This window comes from Variovorax sp. GW823-FHT04B03, from assembly GCF_058796495.1.
The window spans coordinates 752675-772302 of record NZ_JBXAIT010000003.1; the positions used below are offsets into that span (position 1 = coordinate 752675).

At 67.8% G+C, this 19628-nt stretch carries 15 protein-coding genes; 5 read left to right on the forward strand and 10 right to left on the reverse strand.

All coding sequences use genetic code 11. The annotated features are described in order from the left end of the window. Positions 1-4: 4 nt before the first annotated feature. Entirely contained in the window at positions 5-1018 is a 1014-nt protein-coding gene (locus tag AC1RAD_RS16600; protein ID WP_062475722.1) for a sugar ABC transporter substrate-binding protein, read from the reverse strand. 466 nt (positions 1019-1484) lie between these two features. Between AC1RAD_RS16600 and aspT (AC1RAD_RS16605) the strand changes: the two genes are divergently transcribed. From aspT (AC1RAD_RS16605) to AC1RAD_RS16625, 5 genes are all read left to right on the forward strand, one after another. After that, positions 1485-3173 (forward strand): aspartate-alanine antiporter, encoded by a 1689-nt coding sequence (gene aspT, locus AC1RAD_RS16605; protein WP_492736016.1) that lies wholly within the window; start codon positions 1485-1487, stop codon positions 3171-3173. A gap of 73 nt (positions 3174-3246) precedes the next feature. Next, positions 3247-4935, forward strand: a complete 1689-nt coding sequence (gene aspT, locus AC1RAD_RS16610) for an aspartate-alanine antiporter (RefSeq protein WP_062475727.1) — start codon at positions 3247-3249, stop codon at positions 4933-4935. A 50-nt stretch (positions 4936-4985) separates the two neighbouring features. Beyond that, complete coding sequence (locus AC1RAD_RS16615; RefSeq protein WP_492736018.1) at positions 4986-6659, forward strand: bifunctional aspartate transaminase/aspartate 4-decarboxylase; 1674 nt, start codon at positions 4986-4988, stop codon at positions 6657-6659. A gap of 87 nt (positions 6660-6746) precedes the next feature. Further along, positions 6747-8453, forward strand: coding sequence for a molecular chaperone HscC (locus AC1RAD_RS16620; protein WP_492736020.1), 1707 nt, complete (start codon positions 6747-6749; stop codon positions 8451-8453). Between the two features lie 19 nt (positions 8454-8472). Continuing rightward, positions 8473-10290 carry a TonB family protein gene (locus AC1RAD_RS16625; protein ID WP_492736022.1) on the forward strand — a complete coding sequence of 606 codons (1818 nt, stop codon included), beginning with the start codon at positions 8473-8475 and terminating at the stop codon, positions 10288-10290. A gap of 222 nt (positions 10291-10512) precedes the next feature. Here the strand turns inward: AC1RAD_RS16625 and AC1RAD_RS16630 are convergent, their stop codons facing one another. From AC1RAD_RS16630 to AC1RAD_RS16670, 9 genes are all read right to left on the reverse strand, one after another. Continuing rightward, positions 10513-12567 carry a LamG-like jellyroll fold domain-containing protein gene (locus AC1RAD_RS16630; RefSeq protein ID WP_492736024.1) on the reverse strand — a complete coding sequence of 685 codons (2055 nt, stop codon included), beginning with the start codon at positions 12565-12567 and terminating at the stop codon, positions 10513-10515. A gap of 207 nt (positions 12568-12774) precedes the next feature. Next, positions 12775-13968 (reverse strand): MFS transporter, encoded by a 1194-nt coding sequence (locus AC1RAD_RS16635; RefSeq protein WP_062475736.1) that lies wholly within the window; start codon positions 13966-13968, stop codon positions 12775-12777. Further along, complete coding sequence (aroC, locus tag AC1RAD_RS16640; protein WP_095947386.1) at positions 13968-15080, reverse strand: chorismate synthase; 1113 nt, start codon at positions 15078-15080, stop codon at positions 13968-13970. Before aroC ends, AC1RAD_RS16635 begins: the two co-directional genes overlap by 1 nt. A gap of 33 nt (positions 15081-15113) precedes the next feature. Continuing rightward, the gene (locus AC1RAD_RS16645) at positions 15114-15299 is read right to left on the reverse strand and encodes a hypothetical protein (RefSeq protein WP_062475744.1); all 186 of its coding nucleotides are present in this window, start codon (positions 15297-15299) and stop codon (positions 15114-15116) included. Positions 15300-15353: 54 nt separating this feature from the next. Further along, positions 15354-16937, reverse strand: coding sequence for an MFS transporter (locus tag AC1RAD_RS16650; protein WP_492736026.1), 1584 nt, complete (start codon positions 16935-16937; stop codon positions 15354-15356). Then, positions 16934-17302, reverse strand: coding sequence for a YciI family protein (locus AC1RAD_RS16655; RefSeq protein WP_492736028.1), 369 nt, complete (start codon positions 17300-17302; stop codon positions 16934-16936). Before AC1RAD_RS16655 ends, AC1RAD_RS16650 begins: the two co-directional genes overlap by 4 nt. Beyond that, positions 17299-17679 carry a YciI family protein gene (locus AC1RAD_RS16660; protein WP_492685284.1) on the reverse strand — a complete coding sequence of 127 codons (381 nt, stop codon included), beginning with the start codon at positions 17677-17679 and terminating at the stop codon, positions 17299-17301. The genes AC1RAD_RS16655 and AC1RAD_RS16660 overlap by 4 nt, the downstream gene beginning before the upstream one ends. A 72-nt stretch (positions 17680-17751) precedes the next feature. Further along, positions 17752-19026, reverse strand: a complete 1275-nt coding sequence (locus AC1RAD_RS16665; RefSeq protein WP_492736030.1) for an RNA polymerase sigma factor — start codon at positions 19024-19026, stop codon at positions 17752-17754. Continuing rightward, positions 19023-19505, reverse strand: a complete 483-nt coding sequence (locus AC1RAD_RS16670) for an SRPBCC family protein (RefSeq protein ID WP_308789317.1) — start codon at positions 19503-19505, stop codon at positions 19023-19025. Before AC1RAD_RS16670 ends, AC1RAD_RS16665 begins: the two co-directional genes overlap by 4 nt. Positions 19506-19628: the final 123 nt, after the last annotated feature.

Sequence of the window (19628 nt, forward strand, 5' to 3'; positions counted from 1 at the left end):
CCGTTTACTTCTTGCCCCAGCACAGCTCGGTGCCGGTCTTGGTGTCCTTGCTGTCGACGCCGGCCACGCTCTTGCCGGCGATGAGCGTCACGCCGGTGTCGACGTAGCCCGAGGCCTTCTTGCCGGTCTTGGCGAATTCGACGCCCGCAGCCACGCCCATGGCGGCCATCTTCAGCGGGTACTGCTGCGAGGTCGCGGCGATGATGCCGGCGGCCGTGTCCTTGATGCCCTGGCAGCCGCCGTCCACCGAGACGATCATCACGCCCTTTTCCTTGCCCGCGCGCTTGAGCGCGTTGTAGGCACCGGCCGCGGCGGGCTCGTTGATGGTGTAGACCAGGTTCACGTCGGGCGCCTTCTGCAGGCAGTTCTCCATCACGGTCTGCGCCTTGGCCTGGTCGCCGAAGCTGTCGGCCATGCAGACGATCTCGGGCGACTTCGACAGCTCGTTCGACTTGGCGTCGTTGGCCGGCAGGCCGAAGCCCTTCATGAAGCCGTTGTGGCGCTGCGCGCCCACGGGGTGGCCCGGCAGCAGGTCGAGCGCGACGATCTTGGGCGTCTTGCCGGCCATCGCGGCCTTGGCGTATTCGCCGATGAGCACGCCGGCCGTGTAGTTGTTGGTGGCGAAGAGCGCGTCGGTGGCGTCCGGCGGATCGGCCGGGCTGTCGAGCGCGATCACCTGCACGCCCTTGTCGCGCGCCTTCTTGATCGCCGGCACGATGGCCTTGGCGTCGCTGGGCGTGATGAGGATGGTCTTGGCGCCGGCGGCGATCATGTTTTCCATCGCGGTGATCTGACCCGCGTTGTCGCCGTCGGCCTTGCCCGCGCCCGAGAGCAGCTTGGCGCCGAGCTTCTTGGCCTCCTCCTGCGCGCCCTCTTTCATCTTCACGAAGAAGGGGTTGGTCTCGGTCTTGGTGACCAGGCCGATGACGGGCGGGTCGGCGGCCAGGGCCGTGGACGTGGCCGATGCGGCAAGGGCCAGGACGGCCAGGGCGGGAACGAAGCGCGGGCTGATGAACATGAGGTTGTCTCCTTCAGGGGGCGGGCGCACAGCGCCTGCCGTGCTTGCTATGGAACCGGATGACCACCCGCCAACGAGCGGAAAGGCATTCGGACGAGGGGGACTATCGAGCAGTCGACCGACTAAATCAAGCAACTTGAGTTATCGAAAACCCGAGGCCGGAGAGGTTCGTGCGGTCAGAGCTGACTGCGACGGAGGATTCCGTGCAGCGCGTAATTTGTAATTCAAACGGCCTCGTTTCTATTGCCGCTCGCTCAATTCTTTTCTGATTTTGACAATTGTCATGGATGTTGATTTATCGTCATCGAAGATGCAAAGAATCGGCAATTCGCAAAACGAAAAATAAAGTTTTCGCTGGAGCCCCACCATTCGCCAGCCGTTGATGCCAATGGATGCAGTGCTCCTTTTTTCGTTGCGATCCGCCGACCCGCTCGAATGAACAAATAACCCGGAGGGATCGCGGCAGATGTTCGGCCACCTTGTGGAAATACTCAGAAACAGTCCGGAGATCGCATTGTTTCTGGTGCTGTGCATTGGCTACGCGGTGGGCCAGATCCGTTTCGGCCCGATCCAGCTGGGCGGCATCTGCGGCACGCTGATTGCCGCGCTGGTGGTCGGCCAACTGGGCATCCGGCTCGACGACAGCGTGAAGAACGTGTTCTTCATGCTCTTCATCTTTGCGCTCGGCTACGCGGGCGGTCCGCAGTTCTTTGCCAACCTCGACGCCAAGGGCCTGCGGCTGGGCCTGCTGTGCCTGGTCGAGGTGGTGGTGGTGCTCGCGCTGGTGCTCGGCGCCACGGTGCTGCTGTCGCTCGACCGCGGCACGGCCGCCGGGCTGATGGCGGGCGCGGCCACCGAATCGGCCGTGGTGGGCACGGCGACCGACGCGATCTCGAAGCTCTCGCTCCCCGCCGCCGAGATCGCGCAGCTGCAGGCCAACGTGGTCACGGCCTACTCCATCACCTACGTGTTCGGGCTGATCGCCATCGTGGTGGTCACGAGCCAGGTGTTTCCGCTGCTGCTGCGCGTGAACCTGCGCGCCGAAGCCGACAAGCTCTGGAAGACCATGGGCGGCGGCGCAGACGACCCGGACGCCGCCAGCGCCACGCCCGAGATGGTCGGGCGCGTGTTCCGCGTCACCGTGGGCCGCGGCCGCTCGGTCGGCGAGCTCACTTCGATCCTCGGGCGGCAGGCCAGCATCGAGCGCGTGGTGCGCGACGGTCAGAGCCTCGCGGTCGAGCCCGACTTGCACCTGCGCGTGGGCGACCAGGTGCTGGCCATCGGCCGGCGCAGCGCGCTCGTCAACGTGGGCGAGCTGCTGGGCCGCGAGTTCGCCGACACCACCGCCTTCGACACCGTGGTCGAGACCACCGAGGTCGTCGCCAACCGCCGCGAGTGGTTCGGTCGCGGACTGCGCATGCTGGAAAACGAGTTGCCGTCCGCTGTGCAGGTGATCGGCGTGGCGCGCGACGGCCACGCCATGCCGCTCGTGAACGACCTCATGCTGCAGCGCGGCGACGTGCTCCAGCTCTACGGCCCCGCGCCCGAGGTGGCGAGCGCCATCGCGCAGGTCGGCGACCGCGTGATGGCCTCCACGCGCAGCAACATCAGCTTCGCCGCCGCGGGCATCTTGCTGGGCGTGTTCATCGGCAGCTTCAGCGCGAAGCTCGGCGGCATTCCGTTTTCGCTCGGCACCGGCGGCGGTGCGCTGCTCACGGGGCTGGCCTTCGGCTGGTACCAGTCGAAGCACCCGCACCGCCTGAGCGTGCCGGCCGACGCGCTGGCGCTCATGAAGGACCTGGGCCTGGCCACCTTCATCGCCTGCGTGGGCCTGGCCTCGGGGCCGCAGGCGCTGGCGCTGGTCCAGAAGTTCGGCGTTGCGCTGCCGCTGGTGGGCATCGCCGTCGCGGTGGTGCCGGCCAGCATCTCGCTGTTCGTCGGCCACCGCCTGCTCAAGCTCGAGGCGCCGGTGCTGCTGGGCGCCATCGCCGGCCAGCAGTGCAGCACGCCCGCGCTCAGCGCCGTGCAGAACGCCGCGGGCAACGCCACGCCGCTGCTGGGCTACACGATCACCTACGCCATCTCGAACGTCGTGCTGCCGCTGATGGGCCCGCTGATCGTGGCCCTGGCCGGCCTGGTGCAGCACGCGAAATAAGACAACGACCCGAGACGCTCCACGCCCTTCTCTTCTCTCTTCTTCTCATTGATGCCCTGAAAGGACTTCCTCTATGGAATGGCTGCATGAACTCTTCAAGAAGTCGCCCGAAATGGCGCTGTTTCTCTCACTGGCTGTCGGCTACTGGATCGGCAAGATCAAGTTCGGCAAGTTCCAGCTCGGCGGCGTCGCCGGCTCGCTGCTGGTGGCGGTGATCGTCAGCCAGGTCGGCGTGCAGATCGACGGCGGCGTGAAGGCCGTGCTGTTCGCGCTGTTCATCTACGCCGTGGGCTTCGAGAGCGGGCCGCAGTTCTTCAGCTCGCTGGGCAAGCAGTCGATCAAGGAGATCATCCTGGCCGCCGTGATGGCGGCCACCGGCCTGGCGACCGTGGTGGTCATGGCCAAATTGTTCGGGCTCGACAAGGGCCTGGCGGCGGGCGTGGCGGCCGGCGGCCTCACGCAGAGCGCCATCATCGGCACCGCGGGCGACGCCATCGGCAAGCTCGGCCTTGCCGCGGCCGAGACGGCGCGGCTGCAGGGCAACGTGGCCATCGGCTACGCCGTGACCTACGTGTTCGGCTCGTTCGGCGCGATCATCGTGTGCGTCAACATCCTGCCCAAGCTCATGGGCCGCAGCATCCGCGACGACGCGATCGCAGCCGAGACCGCGATGCAGGCCGGCGTGAAGGTGCTCGGCCCCGACCAGGAAGAAGCCGCGCCCTCGCTGGTCGGGCGCATCTACCAGCTCACGAGCGACCCGCAGCGCACGGTGGCCGACATCGAGAACGCCAACCCGGCCACCACCATCACCATCGAGCGCGTGAAGCGCGACGGCAAGTTCGTCGAAGTCAGCCCCACGCTCGTGCTGCGCCAGGGCGACTACGTGCTCACCGTCGGCCGGCGCGATGCCGTGGTGGCGAGCGCGCCGCTGCTGGGCAAGGAGGTCGACGCGGTCGACGGCATGGAGCTGACGCTGAACAAGCGCGAGATCGTGCTCACCAACAAGGACTTCGGCGGCAAGACCGTCGACCAGATCCGCCAGGCCACCGCCGGCGGCGTGCGCCACGGCATCTTCGTGGTGCAGCTCAGCCGCATGGGCCAGGTGCTGCCGATGAAGCCCGACACCGTGGTGCAGGTGGGCGACCTGGTGTCGATCTTCGGCGCCGAGCAGGACGTGAAGCGCGTCGCGTCCCTCGTCGGCGACGTGATCGTGCCCAGCGCCAAGACCGACTTCGTGTACCTGGGCGCGGGCCTGGTGGTGGGCCTCTTGGTCGGCCTGCTGAGCGTGAAGATCGGCGCCATTCCGCTGACGCTCGGCGCCGGTGGCGGCGCGCTGCTGTCGGGCCTGCTGTTCGGCTGGTACCGCGCGAAGAAGCAGACCTTCGGCGCGCTGCCGCCCAGTGCGGTGCAGCTGCTGAAAGACCTGGGCCTGGCGGGCTTCGTGGTCGTGGTCGGCCTCACGTCGGGCCTGCAGGCCGTGCAGACCATCAAGGAGCTGGGCCTGACCATCTTCGGCGTCGGCGTGGTCGTCACGCTCGTGCCGATGATCCTCACGATGCTGTTCGGGCGCTACGTGCTGCGCTACGACAACACGGCCGTCTTCGCGGGTGCGCTGAGCGGCTCGCGCAGCGCCAACCCGGCTTTCGGCGAAGTGCTGGGCAAGGCCGAGAACGCCATTCCCACCGTGCCCTTCGCCATCACCTACGCGCTGGCCAATGTGTTCCTCACGCTGCTGGGGCCGCTGATCGTGGCGCTGGTCTGAGCACCGCGCTTTTCCTCTTCTTTCATTTTTTATCAACCAAGGAGTACTCCATGGATTTCGGCGACGTGAAAAAGCTGGGCGGCCTGAGCCCGTTCGAACTGAAGGATGCGCTGATCCAGGTCGCACGACAGAGTGACCGGCTCATGCTCAACGCCGGCCGCGGCAACCCGAACTTCCTGGCCACCACCCCGCGCCACGGCTTCTTCCAGTTCGGCCTGTTCGCCATGACCGAGGCCGAGCGCTCGTACATCTACATGGCCGACGTGGGCGGCTTTCCGCAGCGCGAGGGCATCGAGGCGCGCTTCGAGCTCTTCGCCAAGTCGCACGAGGGCGAGCCCGGCGTGCGCTTCATCGAGGCCGCCGTGTCTTACGTGCGCGACCAGCTGGGCCTGTCGGCCGGCGACTTCATCTACGAGATGTGCGAGGCCATCCTGGGCTGCAACTACCCGGTGCCCGACCGCATGCTGCGCCTGACCGAGATCGTCGTGGGCCAGTACATCCACAAGGAAATGATCGGCACCCACCCCTTCGTGGGCAAGTTCGACATGTACGCGGTGGAAGGCGGCACCGCCGCCATGACCTACCTGTTCAACAGCCTGCGTGAGAACCACCTGCTGTCGCCCGGCGACACCATCGCGCTGGGCATGCCGATCTTCACGCCCTACATCGAGATCCCGCACCTGAACGACTACCAGCTCATCGAGGCGCTGATCGACGCGCCGCCCGAGAACAACTGGCAGTTCACCAAGAAGGAGCTGCAGAAGCTGCTCGACCCGAAGGTCAAGGCCTTCTTCCTGTGCAACCCGAGCAACCCGCCCTCGGTGAAGATCAGCGACGAGGTGCTGGGCTACATCGCCGACATCGTGAAGCAGCGGCCCGACCTCATCATCCTCACGGACGACGTGTACGGCACCTTCGCCGACAACTTCCTGTCGCTGTTCGCGATCTGCCCGCAGAACACCATCCTGGTGTATTCGTTCTCGAAGTACTTCGGCGCCACCGGCTGGCGCATGGGCGTGGTCGCCACGCACGAGGACAACATCCTCGACCGCAAGATCGCCGCCCTGCCCGAGGCCAAGCGCCGGGAACTCGACGCGCGCTACAGCTCCATCACCACCGAGCCACGCAAGCTGAAGTTCATCGACCGCCTCGTGGCCGACAGCCGCACCGTCGCGCTGAACCACACAGCCGGCCTGTCGACCCCGGTGCAGGCGCAGATGGTGATGTTCTCGCTGTTCTGCCTCATGGACGAGGGCGAGACCTACAAGAAGTCGATGAAGCACATCGTCTCGCGGCGCAAGGAAGCGCTGTACCGCGAGCTCGGCCTGCCCCTGCCGCCCGACCCGAACTCGGTGAGCTACTACCACCTGCTCGACCTGCAGGACATCGCCACGCAGATGCACGGCGAGCGCTTCGGCAAGTGGATTCTCACCAAGCTGCAGCCGAACGAGGCGCTGTTCCGCATCGCCGCCGAAACCAGCATCGTGCTGCTGCCCGGTCGCGGCTTCGGCGGCAAGCACCCCTCGGGGCGCGTGTCGCTGGCCAACCTCAACGAGTACGACTACGCGAACATCGGGCGCTCGCTGCGCAAGATGGCTTCGGAGTACTTTGCGATGTTCGAGAAGGAGGTGGGGGGCGGCAAGGTGGACAACGCGGGAAAGGCGGCCAAGGGCGGCGTAGGCAAGACCACTGTCGTTAAACCCGCAAAACGCGGCAAAAAGTAGCCTCGTTCCGCCCCTTGCGCGGCCCCGAAATGTATGCCTTTGACATACGATCAAAGGCATAAAAGAGGGATCGCAAAGGGGCGAGAAATGATCGTAGGCATTGACCTGGGCACGACCAACAGCCTGGTGGCGGTGTGGCGGGAAGGAAAGTCCGTTCTGATTCCCAACGGACTGGGCGAATACCTGACGCCGTCATGCGTCAGCCTCGACGAGGACGACACCGTGCTCGTCGGCAAGGCCGCCAGGGAACGGCTTCAGACGCATCCGGACCGCACCGCCGCCGTCTTCAAGCGCTACATGGGCAGCAACAAGACGGTGCGCCTGGGCAAGCGCAGCTTCAGGCCCGAGGAGCTCTCGGCACTCGTGCTGCGTTCACTCAAGGCCGATGCCGAGGCCATGCTGGGCGTACCAGTTCATGAAGCCGTCATCACCGTGCCCGCGTACTTTTCGGATGCGCAACGCAAAGCCACCCGTGCGGCGGGCGAACTCGCCGGCCTGAAGGTCGACCGGCTGCTGAACGAGCCCACTGCTGCTGCACTCGCCTACGGCATGCACGACATGGGCGCCGAAACGCGCTTTCTGGTGTTCGACCTCGGCGGTGGCACTTTCGACGTATCGATCCTCGAAATGTTCGAGGGTGTGATGGAGGTGCGTGCGTCGGCCGGCGACAACTTCCTGGGCGGCGAAGACTTCGTCGAATCGCTGATCACCCTGTTCTTCGAACGCAACGCTCTGCCGGCGAGCCTGCGCAACAACGCCCAGTTCATGCAACGACTGGCCGCACAAGCCGAAGCGGCCAAGCGCCTCCTCAGCACCGAGCCCAGTGCCGAAATCAACGTGGCGCACGAGTCGGTGCAGCACCGCCTGCAGATCGATGAAACCACGCTCGAACAGGCCTGCGCGCACTTGCTCAAGCGCCTGCGCACACCGGTGGAACGCGCGCTGCGCGACGCCAACCTGCGTGCCGGCGAACTCGATGCAGTGGTGCTCGCAGGGGGTGCCACGCGCATGCCCGCGATCCGGCGGCTGGTGACCACGATGTTCGGTCGTTTCCCGTCGATCGACTTCAACCCGGACGAAGTCGTTGCACTGGGCGCGGCAGTGCAGGCGGGATTGAAGGCGCGGGACGCGGCGCTCAAGGAAGTGGTCATGACCGATGTCGCGCCCTATTCGCTCGGCGTGGCAGTGAGCCGCTGGCTCAGCGAGACCACCGCCACGCATGGGCATTTCGACCCCATCATCGAACGCAACAGCACCGTGCCTGTGAGCCGCTCCAAGAGCTACGTCCCCAACTCCGCCACCCAGACCTCGGTCGACCTGCACGTGTTCCAGGGAGAGTCGCGGATGGTGCGGGACAACGTGCACCTGGGAACGCTGCACGTGCCGCTGCCGCAGGGACCGGTGTCCGAGGCGGCGGTCGAAGTGCGCTTCACCTATGACGTCAACGGCCTGCTGCAGATCGAGGCCACGGTCCAGAAGACCCAGGAGACCTTCAGCCTACTGATCGAAGGCAACCCGGGGCTGTTGAGCGAGACCGAGATCAAGGAGCGCCTGATGGCCTTGAGCGAACTCAAGATCCATCCGCGCGACCGCATGGAAAACCGCACGCTGCTGGCGCGCGGGGAGCGCATCTACCAGCAGCTGCGCGGCGACGTGCGGGAATGGCTCGGCATGTGCATTTCGGAGTTCGAGCGTGCGCTCGCCACGCAGGACAAGCGCGTCATCGCCCCAGCGCACCGCCAATTCCAGGAGCAGTTGCAGCAGATCGAACGCGACAGCCATCTGGCCGACTGAGCTGGGGAGCGACGACACCATGACCGAAGTCCCAGGCTTCCTGCTCGAACTCGGGCTGCGCCCGGATGCCGACGAGCGTGCGGTCCGGCGCGCCTATGCGGTCGAACTGAAGAAGATCGACCAGGAGACGCAAGCGGAGCGGTTCCAGCGGCTGCGAGAGGCATATGAAGCGGCGTTGTACTGGGCCCGGCATGTGCGGGAGGCAGAAGCAGCGCAGGAAATCCAGGCGGCGACGGCGAACGCACAGACGAGCGGGGGCGTCGCGCAACCACAGCCCCAGCCTGTCACCGTCCCCGCTCCCGCGACGCACGACGAACACGCGCCCTCGCTGCCACCGGCCGCTGACGCCGATCGCACAGTGCCGCGCCATGACAGCGTGCGCGACATCATGGTCGCACTCGACACCCGGCTGCAGGAGGACCCGCTGCAGACGGTTCGAGAAGCCACCGTGTTGCTGGAAGCCACGCTCGAAGACCCTCGCCTGCTCGACATGGACGCCCGCGTTCTCTTCGAGGCCAATATCGCCCACCTGCTCGCCTGCGGCTGGCGGCCGGGCCACGAGTACCTGTTCGAGGCGGCGCTCGTGGTCTTCGATTGGCGTACCGATTCGGCCAGGCTGCTGCGCTTGGGACAGGCCGGCCACCTGGTCGACCGCGCCATCGTCGAGCAAGACGCGCAGGCCCAGCAATCGCCAGCCGATCGCGATACGCAACGTCAATACCTGGAGCTGCTGCGCCACACCGCCGACCCCGGGCCGCAAGCCCTGGCGTTGGGCCTGGGGCGTGTAATGCACGCTGCCCATACCTATCCGACGTGGCTACGGCTGACGATGGACACGGCCAACATCGAACATTGGCGTGAACGCAATGCCGACCTCGCGCGCTCGACAGTGCAGAACCAGCCATCGATGGCGAGCGCGCACAGCGGTTCAATCACCGCTTCACAGATGACGGCATGGTTCGTGGCCTTCTGTGGGGCGGTGATACTGATCTTTCTGCTGAGGACAGTGGCCACCGGCGAGGGGAACCAGGGCACCGCGACAGCAAATGCGGCAGCAGCCCGCGCGGGGGCGGCGGCGATGGCGGAAGCGATACGCAAGCTGCCAACTTCGCAGTCTTCGCCGCCATCGCTCTCCGGGCTGCCGGACTCCAGCGCGAACGACGCAACAGCCCGTTGGCCAGCCCTGCAAGCACCCGTTAACGGGAAAACCGGCACCAATGCCCCGAGCGCTCAACGCCCGGCAACCGAGCCCGACCCGCCGGTGGCGCAATACACCAAGCAGCCTCATGTCGCCTACCCGACCATGTCCAAGCGGCTCGGCGAACAGGGCCGCGTGGTGCTCAAGGTCATGGTCCAGCCTACGGGGTCGGTCAGCGATGCCACCGTGTTGCAAAGCTCCGGATTCGCGCGGCTCGATGCTGCGGCCATCGATGCCGTGCGAGGGGCCCAAGTCGTTCCCATGAAGAGCATGAACGGGCGCACCGTGGCGGCTTGGTACAAGGCCTCGATCAATTTCGTGTTGAGCGACGTCGCGTCGGGGTCAGCCACTTCAACGAGACCCGAGAGCAAGCGGAACTACGGCGACGCCGTGACCGCCGCCGTGAGACCCAACATCCTGTTCACCAAGGAGGTTCCAGGAAATCCGCTGGTCGAGTACACGCTGGACCTTGCGGCCGACGGCAAGATCCTTGCAGCGAACATCTCCAGGGCCAGCGGCGTGCCCGAATGGGATGCCGCCGCGCTGCGTGCCATCCACAAGACTGGCCACATGCCGCTGACCGAGCAAGGCACGGTGCCGCCGAAGATGGTGCTGGGGCTGCGGCCCAAGGTTCAATGACACGCATCGCGCCGGGCATATCGCCCTCAACCCGCCGTACACCGTGAAATCGGCTTGCGCGTGCTGCGCAGGAAACTGGCCGAACCAGGCTTGCCGACCGGTCCTGGCCATCTGTTCGCTGCAGCGGTGGTTGCGCTGGGCGTTCGCGTCATCTGACGACGGCTGCCGACCGTCGCCGTTGAGACGCGCTTCCCGTGCCAACGGCGCGGGAAGCCAAGAAACTCAAGCCGCCCTGCGCGCCGTCAACCACTGCGACGGCGCCAGGGCCGCCGCCACCACGCGCACTTCGCCGATGTGGCCGAAGAAACCGTCGGCGCGCGCACCGTCCCACGAGCCGCCGCCCACCACCCAGGGGGCGGTGGCCTTCAGCGTGGCCAGGCCCGGCACGGCCGCCGAGTTGCGCAGCACCGGGGCGCCCTCGACGTACATCGTGGTGTCGTGCGACACCGGGTCGTTGACGATGGCGATATGCACCCAGCGGTCGGCGAGCACCTCGCCCGACCAGTTGGCCTTGGCCGAACGCGTGCCCGTCGTGTTCGGCACCACCTCCCACTGCACCTCGCGCAGGCTCGAGATGGCAAAGAGCATCGGCGGCGATTCGCCGTCACCGCCGGTGTAGCCCGCGAGTTCGCCGCGGCGGCCGTCGCGCGTCATGATGTTCATCCACGCGTGCAGCTTGCTGGTCCAGCTCTTGTCGATCTTGACGAAGGCCTCGACGGTGTAGCCGTTGTCCAGCGTCTGCGCATTGATCGGCGCCGAGGCCTCGGTGAGGAAGTAGCTCATCCGCGCCTTGTTGGTGTTCAGGAAGCGCACCGAGCCCGGCGCGGCCGAGAGGCGGTGGCGGTCGTCGGTCCACACGACGTCGCCGTCGGCCGCGCCCACCACGCCGTTCTGGTTCAGGGCATCGCGGCGCAGCGGGTTCGCGCCCGTCACGTCCGCAATCACGGTGCCCGGCGGCACCGGCTGGTTCACCGTGCCGCCGACGAAACGCCAATGGGCCAGCGTGTTCGCGACCTTGGGGTAATCCTCCGCATCGGCGGCGGGCCGCTGCACGGTGGCTTCGGGGTCCTTGTAGTTGGCCAGGATCAGCGCCTTCGCCTGCTCGACCAGCGACTGCTCGACCGTGGCCTCGCCCGTGGCAAAGCCCTTGTTGAAGCCGGCGAAGCGCTGCGCGAAATCCATCTCGATGGTGAAAGCCTCGTTGGGCGTGGTGAGCACGGCCTGGTCGAAGGCGTTCAGCGTGGCAGCGGGCTTTTGCGGCACCCAGGGCGAGAACGACAGCACCTTGATCTGCTTGTTCGTCAGGTCGAACTCGTACAGGCGCATCAGGCCGTTGCCGCCCTGGTAGGCCATCTGGTAGTCGACCACCATCTCCTCGACCTTGTGGCCGAAGTCGTTGGTCTTCGTGAGGTGCGCGGCGCCGTGGTGGTGGCCGTTGAGCGTCATGAAGATCTGGTCGTTGTCCCGGATCAGCTTCTCCCACAGCATCTTGCCGTAGTCGGTTTCCAGCGGGCTGGTGCCGTCGGGCGCGATGTTCAGCAGCTGGTGGTTGACCAGGATCACGGGCAGCGTGGGGTTCTTCGCGATCACCTGCCGCGCCCACGCGATGCCCGCGTCGGACACGCGCCACGACAGCGACAGCACCATGAACTTCTGGCCCTGCGCCTCGAACACGTGGTACTCATGGAAGCCGCTGGTGTCGCGCGCGCCGAAGGTGGCCTGCTTCTTCGCGCGCTCGGTGCCAAACCACTGCAGGTAAGGCTCGGCGGCCAGGTTGCGGGCGGCGTCGGTGCCGTTGACGGGGTCGACACCGTAGTCGACATCGCTCAGCACGTCATGGTTGCCGGCCAGCACGCTGTAGGGCAGCTTCGCGTCTTCGAGCACCTTCATGGCGGCATCGGCCACCTTCCATTGGTCGGGCTTGCCGACCTGGTCGACCACGTCGCCGAGGTGGATGGTGAAGGGAATGTGCAGCGCCTTGGCGTTGGCGGCGATCCACTTCGTCTGCGCCGCGAAGGGCGCACTGCCGAAGCGCTTGTCGTACTGGTCGCTCTCGGCGGCGGTGGCGTAGCGCGCGTAGAACTGGGTGTCGGGCATCACGGCCAGCGCGAAGCTCGAACGCTTGCTCACGACGGGTTCCGGCGCGGGCGGGTTGGGCGCCGGTGCGGGAGCGGGCAACGGGCCGAAGCCCGCGCTGCCGCCGCCACCACCGCCGCAGGCGGCGATGAGGGCGCTGCTGCCGCCGACGGTGAGCAGGGAGGCGCCTAGCTTGAGCATCTGCCGGCGTTGCGGGACGCGTTCGGTGTCGGGAGCGGAGGGGGAAGGGAAAGAAGAAAGCGGAAGCGCGCGTGCGCCGCGCGGATCGACGGAATCGGACATGACAAGAGAAAACGTTGGGAAGCACCCAGCGTAGGTCGCGGCCGTGACTCGGTCATGTACGGCCCATGACACTTCGCCCCCGAAGCGCCCTCCCCTGAACCCGGCTCAGGCCTTGGCCGCGCGCCCCGACGGTTCGAGCACCACCATCCGCCACGCGCACAACGTGCCGGCCACCGCCAGCAGCGCCGCCAGCGCGAACATCGTGCGATAGCCCAGCTCCTGTGCCACCGCCCCGCCGAGCAGCACGCCCAGCACGCCGCCGAAGCCGTAGCCGATCACCGTGAACAGCGCCTGCCCGCGTCCGCGCAGGTGGCCGGGGAAGCGGCGCGACACCACGGCGATGCAGGCCGTGTGGTGCGCCGCGAAGCTCAGTGCATGCAGCCACTGCGCGATGACCAGCGCCGCGATGAAGCCGCCGAGCCCGGCCGTGAGCCCGAGCCGCGCCACGCCTGCAATGCCGCACACCAGCATCCAGCGTGGCATCGGCAACAGGCCGATGAGCCGGCCCTGCAGGAAGAACCAAACGATCTCGGCCACCACCGACAGCGCCCACAGCAGGCCGATGGTGCTCTTGCCGTAGCCGATCGAATCGAGGTACAGCGAGAAGAACGCGTACACCGAGAAGTGCGACATCACCTGGAAGAACAGCGACGCAAAGAACCAGCGCACGGCGGGGATGCGCAGCACGGGGCCGATGGGCTCCTTCACGGCGTCGTGCGCGGCCGGCGGTTCGCGCAGGTCGGGCAGCTTCATGGTCGCGAGCAGCACCACGGCCAGCGTGCCGGCGGCCCAGTACGGAAAGTGCTTCATGCCGAAGCGCTCGAACCACTCGCCCGCGACGAACACGGTGACCAGGAAGCCGGCCGAGCCGCACAGGCGGATGCGCCCGTAGCGCCCCCAGTCGCCCGCGACGATCTGCGCCATGGCCGCTTCGGTGAGCGACATCATCGAGCTGGTGTGCGTGAACATCACGAGCAGCACCAGCGCGAGCCACCAGGCGCCGCCGTGCCACCACAGCCCGAAGGAGCTGGCCAGCGCCACCGCGGCGCTGAAGCGCAGCAACTTCACGCGCTGGCCGGTGTGGTCGCTGAGCGCGCCCCAGGCGTAGGGCGCGAAGACGCGCGTGATCGATTGCACCGAGGCCAGCAGGCTGATCGTGAAGATCGGCAGGCCCAGGTCCTTGAGCCACAGAGGCAGGTAAGGATTGAAGAAACCGATGTGCGCGAAGTAGCTGGCCGACAGGCCAGCGAACGCCAACAGGTGGCCGCGTCCGGCGGCCACAGGTGGCGCGGCAGACACTACAGGAAAGACGACTGCGGCGACGCAGCTTCGCTCTTCTCGACGGGCGGGTTCACGTCGCCGCACTGCGCGCGGTTGCGCAGCACGTGTTCCATCACCACCAGCGCGAGCATCGCTTCGGCGATGGGCGTGGCGCGGATGCCCACGCAGGGGTCGTGGCGACCCTTGGTGATGACTTCGACGGGGTTGTTGTTCACGTCGATGGACTGGCGCGGGCTGATGATCGAGCTGGTGGGCTTGATCGCGATGCTCACCTCGAGGTCCTGCCCCGAGCTGATGCCGCCCAGGATGCCGCCCGCGTTGTTGCTGAGGAAGCCGGTCGGCGTGATCGAGTCGCCGTGCGTGGTGCCGCGCTGCGTGACGCTGTCGAAGCCGGCGCCGATTTCCACGGCCTTCACGGCGTTGATGCCCATCATGGCGTAGGCGATCTCGGCGTCGAGCTTGTCAAAGAGCGGCTCGCCCAGGCCCACGGGCACGTTCGTGGCGGTGACGCGGATGCGCGCGCCACACGAGTCGCCCGCTTTGCGCAAACGGTCCATGTAGTCCTCCAGCGCGCTCACGTCGGCGATGGGGGCAAAGAAGGGGTTGTTCGGGACATGGTCCCAGCTCTCGAAGGGAATGGCGATCTCGCCGATCTGCGTCATGCATCCGCGGAACACCATCCCGTATTTTTCGGCCAGCCACTTCTTGGCGACGGCGCCGGCCGCGACCATGGGCGCGGTGAGGCGTGCCGAAGAACGCCCGCCGCCGCGCGGATCGCGGATGCCGTATTTCTTCCAGTAGGTGAAGTCGGCGTGGCCGGGGCGGAACTGCTGGGCGATCTGCCCGTAGTCCTTGCTGCGCTGGTCGGTGTTCTGGATCAGCAGCGCGATGGGCGTGCCGGTGGTCTTGCCCTCGTACACGCCGGACAGGATCTGCACCGCGTCGGGCTCGTTGCGCTGGGTGACGTGGCGGCTGGTGCCAGGGCGCCGGCGGTCGAGGTCGCCTTGGATGTCGGCCTCGCTCAGGGCCATGCCGGGGGGGCAGCCGTCGATCACGCAGCCGATGGCTGGGCCGTGTGACTCGCCGAAATTGGTGACCGCGAAGAGAGTTCCGAAGGTGTTGCCGCTCATGCCGGGGATTATCCCCACAAAGCAGCAGCCGACTCAGTCGGTGGTGTTTTCCATGCGCTTGGCGAGCGCGCCGAGCTGCAGCTCGATGCTGAACAACCGCTCGTTCAGCACCGCCGTCTGCAGCCGGATCGCCTCGACGATGGCCTTGGTCTGCGGGTCGGAGGTGCTGTCGGACAGTTCCGCCAGGTCATGCAGCTTCTTGCGCAGTTCGTTGCTCATGGGGCCTCCGTTCGGTCGTGGGGTGCGTCGTGGAAGCCCCAGTATGGAGGCTCGTCAACGCTCCGGCAATGCGGCGCCGCCCGGGGGTACGGCGCCCTCTTGCGCATGCGACGCGCCCACCCCGCGCAGCCGCACCGCCACCAGCACGCCGACGAACAGCAGCACCACGGCGCACAGGCCGGCCACCAGCCGCAGGGCGCGCAGCAGCGCGTCGCGCCCACTGTCGAGCAGCGCGGCGCCGGTGGTACCGGGCAGTTCCCCAGCCAGCGCGACCGCTCCGCCCAGCGTGCTGCGGGCGGCTTCGACCGCCGCCGCATCGGCCAGGCCGGCGGGTACGGCGTCGGCCATGGTTGCGCGGTAGATCGCCGCACCGACGCTGCCGAGGATGGCGATGCCCAGCGCCCCGCCGAACTCGGAGCTGGTCTCCGAGATGGCCGAGGCCACGCCCGCGCGCTCGGGCGGCGCGCTGCCCACGACCAGGTCGGTGGCCAGGGTGAACACCGGCGCCAGGCCGAGCGAAGAGATGACCGCACTCGTCACCATCCAGGCCAGCCCGCCCTGCGCCGGCAGCAGCACCAGCATGCCGAAGCCCAGCGCCGCCACGCCCAGCCCGCCGCCCATCACGTAGGCCGGGCACAGGCGCCGCGTGAGCGCGGGCACGATCATCGAACCGACGATGAAAGCGCCGGCGCCCGGCATGCTCCACAGGCCCGCCGCCAGCGGCGGCAGGCCGAGCACCAGCTGCAGGTACTGCGCGTTGTACAGAAAGAGCCCGAACATCACGAAGCAGGCCAGCATGTAGGCCCCCAGCGAGACGCTGAAGGCCGGCAGCTTGAACAGGCGCAGGTCGATCATCGGATTCGCCAGCCGCCCCTGCCGGCGCGCGAACAGCCAGCCCAGCAGCGCACCGGCCGCGATGGCCAGCAGCGACACCGCGTCAGGCCCGTGCTCGGCCACCTGCTTGATGCCGTAGATGGCCGCCAGCACCGCGCCGAGCGAGAGCGCCACGCTGGCCAGATCGAGCGCGCCCGCGTCAGGGTCGCGGTACTCGGGCAAGAGCCACGGCCCGAGCGCCAGCAGCAGCACCATCACCGGCACGCCGATGAGGAACACCGAGCCCCACGGAAAGAACTGCAGCAGCACGCCGCCCAGCACCGGGCCGATGACCGCGCCAGCCGAGTAACTGGAGATCCACACGCCGATGGCCACGGTGCGCTGCGCCGGGTCGAGGAACATGTTGCGGATCAGCGAGAGCGTGGACGGCGCCAGCGTCGCCCCCGCCACGCCCAGCAGCGCGCGCGTGGCGATCAGCATGTTGGCGCTGGTCGAGAAGGCCGCGAGCACCGAGGCCACGCCGAACGCCACCGCGCCGATCAGCAGAAGCCGGCGCCGCCCGATGCGGTCGCCCAGCGTGCCCATGGTGACCAGCAGGCCGGCCACGAAGAAGCCGTAGATGTCGACGATCCACAGCAGCTGCGAGGCGGTCGGCTTGAGGTCTTCGCTGATCGACGGGATCGCCAGGTTCAGCACCGTGAGGTCCATCGAATAGAGCATGCAGGGCAGCGCGATGACGGCCAGCCCCGTCCATTCGCGCGCCGTGGCGCGGGCGGGTGCCGCCCGGTCGAGTGCGCCGCTCATGGGCCGGCTCCGCTGTCGCTTGCCGACCAGGCCTTGCGCACCTCGATGCTGCTCAAGCGCGCCGAGGGAATGCCGGACGCGAGCTGCAGCGCTTCTTCTTCGCTGTCGGCCTCGACCAGGTAGAAGCCGCCCAGCTGCTCGCTGGTTTCGGCGAACGGCCCGTCGGTGACCGAGAGTTTTTCGTTGCGCATGCGCACCGTGACCGCCGTGCCGGCCGGCTGCAGGGCCTCGGCCACGACGAGCTTGCCGAGCGCCTGCAGGTGGGCGTCGTAGTCGATGTGTTCGTTGATGTAGTGGTCCATGTCCTGCGCCGAGAAGTGGCTCGTCTGCGCGTCGGTTCCGTAGATCAGGCAAAGGTATCTCATGCGGCATTCCCCTCGGGGTTTTCGATCATTTCCATGACGTCGATGGGACGCACCTCGATGGCGCCATAGCGCGCCATCGGAATGCGGCCCGCCAGCTGGATCGCGGCGTTCAGGTCGCGCGCCTCGACCAGGATGAAGCCGCACAGCTGCTCGCGGGCTTCGGCGTACGGGCCGTCGACGTGCGAGCGCTGGCCCTGGCGCACCTGCACGACCTTGGCGGCGCGCACCGGGCTCAGCGCCTCGGCGGCGATGAAATGGCCAGCGGCTTCGAGCACGCGGTCGTAGGCCATCGAGTCGGCATTGAGCGCACGGCGCTCGTCGGGCGGCAGCGCGCGAAGCACCGCTTCGTCGCAGTGAACGAGGCAGAGGTATTTCATGCGGAATCTCCTTGCAGATGTGAGTGGGGACACCACTGGTCGAACGGCGACGGCCGGAATCGACAAGGGGCGTCAAAAATTTTTCGTGTCCGGCAGTGAGGCCAGCTGCCGCTCCAGGAATTGCCGCTCGGGCTGCTGGCGCACCAGCGACAGCGCCTGCAGATAAGCCTCACGCGCGTCGTCGGTGCGGCCCAGGCGCCGGCACAGTTCGGCGCGCGCGCCGTGCGCCAGGTGGTAGCGGGCCAGCTCGCCGCGCGCGAGCAGCGCGTCGATCAGCGCCAGCCCGGCCGCCGGCCCGTCGCGCATCGCCACGGCCGCCGCGCGGTTGAGCTCGGCCACGGGCGAGGGGTCGAGCCGCAACAGCACGTCGTACAGGCCGACGATCTGCGGCCAGTCGGTGGCGGCGGCCTCGGCGGCTTCGGCATGCACTGCGGCAATGGCGGCCTGCAAGGTGTACGGGCCGAAGCGGCGCGACAGCAGCGCACGCTCGACCAGCGCCGCGCCCTCCCCGATCTGCCCGCGGTGCCACAGGCTGTGGTCCTGCGCGTCGAGCAGCACGAGCTCGCCCTGCGCCGAGGTGCGCGCGGCGCGGCGCGCGTCGTGCAGCAGCATCAGCGCGAGCAGGCCCAGCGCCTCAGGGTCGGGCAGCAGTTCGGCCACCAAGCGCCCGAGCCGGATCGCCTCGGCCGAGAGGTCGGCGCGCGTCACGCTCTGGCCCGACGAGGCCGCGTAGCCTTCGTTGAACACGAGGTACACCACGCGCAGCACGGCATCGAGCCGTTCGGGCAATTCGGCCAGGCCCGGCACCTGGTACGGAATGCCCGCGTCGCGGATGCGCGCCTTGGCCCGCACGATGCGCTGCGCGATGGTGGGCGCGGGCACGAGGAAGGCGCGCGCGATCTCCTCGGTCGCCAGCCCGCAGACCTCGCGCAGCGTGAGCGCCACCTGGGCGTCGGGCGCGAGCGCGGGGTGGCAGCAGGTGAAGACCAGGCGCAGGCGGTCGTCCTCGAGCGCGTCGGCATCGGGGTCGGCCTCGTGCCAGGCGGGCGCGGGGTCGGCCAGCGTATCGGTGTGGGCGGTGGCGTCGTCCCACGCCGTGAAGCGCGCCTGCCGGCGGATGCCGTCGATGGACTTGAAGCGCCCCGCCGACACCAGCCAGGCGCGCGGGTTGGCCGGCACACCTTCGCGCGGCCATTGCTCGAGCGCGGCGCGAAAGGCGTCGTGCAGGGCTTCTTCGGCCAGGTCGAAATCGCCCAGCAGGCGCACCAGCGTGGCGAAGATGCGGCGCGACTCGGTGCGGTAGATCGCGTCCAGCGCGTCGGCGATTGCCGTCGGTTGTTCGGTCACCCGGTGTCGCCGCCGGCCAGCCAACTTTCGAGCTTGACGAGCGAGCCGGTCCAGCCATGGTTGTGGCCGTCGCGCGCCGCTTCATCGAAGAACTGCTGGTGCATGAGCACGAGCTCGCAGCCGCCCGCATCGGGTTCGAGTTGCACGGTGACGCGCGACTCGCGCTCGGGCGTGCTGCGCCAGGCCCAGCTGAAGACCAGCCGGCGTTCGGGCACGACCTCGAGGTAGGTGCCGCTCACGTCGTGCGTCTCGCCGTCGGCCGCCAGCATGGTCACGCGAAAGCGCCCGCCCACGCGCAGGTCGACCTCGGCCAGCGGCACGTCGACGATCTCCTCGGGGCCGAACCAGTGCTTCAGCGCTTGCGGGTCGGTCCACGCGCGCCAGACTTTGGCGGGGCTGACGCGGAAGTGCCGGCGGAGCGTGAGCGAGGGGCGATCGGTGCCGGGGCCGGCGGTGGGGCCGGGGGAAGGTTTCGCCATTCGGTGTCCTCCTGGTGGTAGAGAAAGCGCGCCAGGGCATCGAGGCGGCCGGTCCAGAACTTCTCGTAGCGCGAGAGCCACACGGCGGCCTCCTGCATCGGGCCCGGCGACAGCTCGCAGCGC

Excerpts from the sequence above, each read along its gene's own strand:
- AC1RAD_RS16600 (WP_062475722.1), bottom strand. The coding sequence starts at position 1,018 with ATGTTCATCAGCCCGCGCTTCGTTCCCGCCCTGGCCGTCCTGGCCCTT.
- aspT (WP_492736016.1), top strand. The coding sequence starts at position 1,485 with ATGTTCGGCCACCTTGTGGAAATACTCAGAAACAGTCCGGAGATCGCA.
- aspT (WP_062475727.1), top strand. The coding sequence starts at position 3,247 with ATGGAATGGCTGCATGAACTCTTCAAGAAGTCGCCCGAAATGGCGCTG.
- AC1RAD_RS16615 (WP_492736018.1), top strand. The coding sequence starts at position 4,986 with ATGGATTTCGGCGACGTGAAAAAGCTGGGCGGCCTGAGCCCGTTCGAA.
- AC1RAD_RS16620 (WP_492736020.1), top strand. The coding sequence starts at position 6,747 with ATGATCGTAGGCATTGACCTGGGCACGACCAACAGCCTGGTGGCGGTG.
- AC1RAD_RS16625 (WP_492736022.1), top strand. The coding sequence starts at position 8,473 with ATGACCGAAGTCCCAGGCTTCCTGCTCGAACTCGGGCTGCGCCCGGAT.
- AC1RAD_RS16630 (WP_492736024.1), bottom strand. The coding sequence starts at position 12,567 with ATGCTCAAGCTAGGCGCCTCCCTGCTCACCGTCGGCGGCAGCAGCGCC.
- aroC (WP_095947386.1), bottom strand. The coding sequence starts at position 15,080 with ATGAGCGGCAACACCTTCGGAACTCTCTTCGCGGTCACCAATTTCGGC.
- AC1RAD_RS16645 (WP_062475744.1), bottom strand. The coding sequence starts at position 15,299 with ATGAGCAACGAACTGCGCAAGAAGCTGCATGACCTGGCGGAACTGTCC.
- AC1RAD_RS16650 (WP_492736026.1), bottom strand. The coding sequence starts at position 16,937 with ATGAGCGGCGCACTCGACCGGGCGGCACCCGCCCGCGCCACGGCGCGC.
- AC1RAD_RS16655 (WP_492736028.1), bottom strand. The coding sequence starts at position 17,302 with ATGAGATACCTTTGCCTGATCTACGGAACCGACGCGCAGACGAGCCAC.
- AC1RAD_RS16660 (WP_492685284.1), bottom strand. The coding sequence starts at position 17,679 with ATGAAATACCTCTGCCTCGTTCACTGCGACGAAGCGGTGCTTCGCGCG.
- AC1RAD_RS16670 (WP_308789317.1), bottom strand. The coding sequence starts at position 19,505 with ATGGCGAAACCTTCCCCCGGCCCCACCGCCGGCCCCGGCACCGATCGC.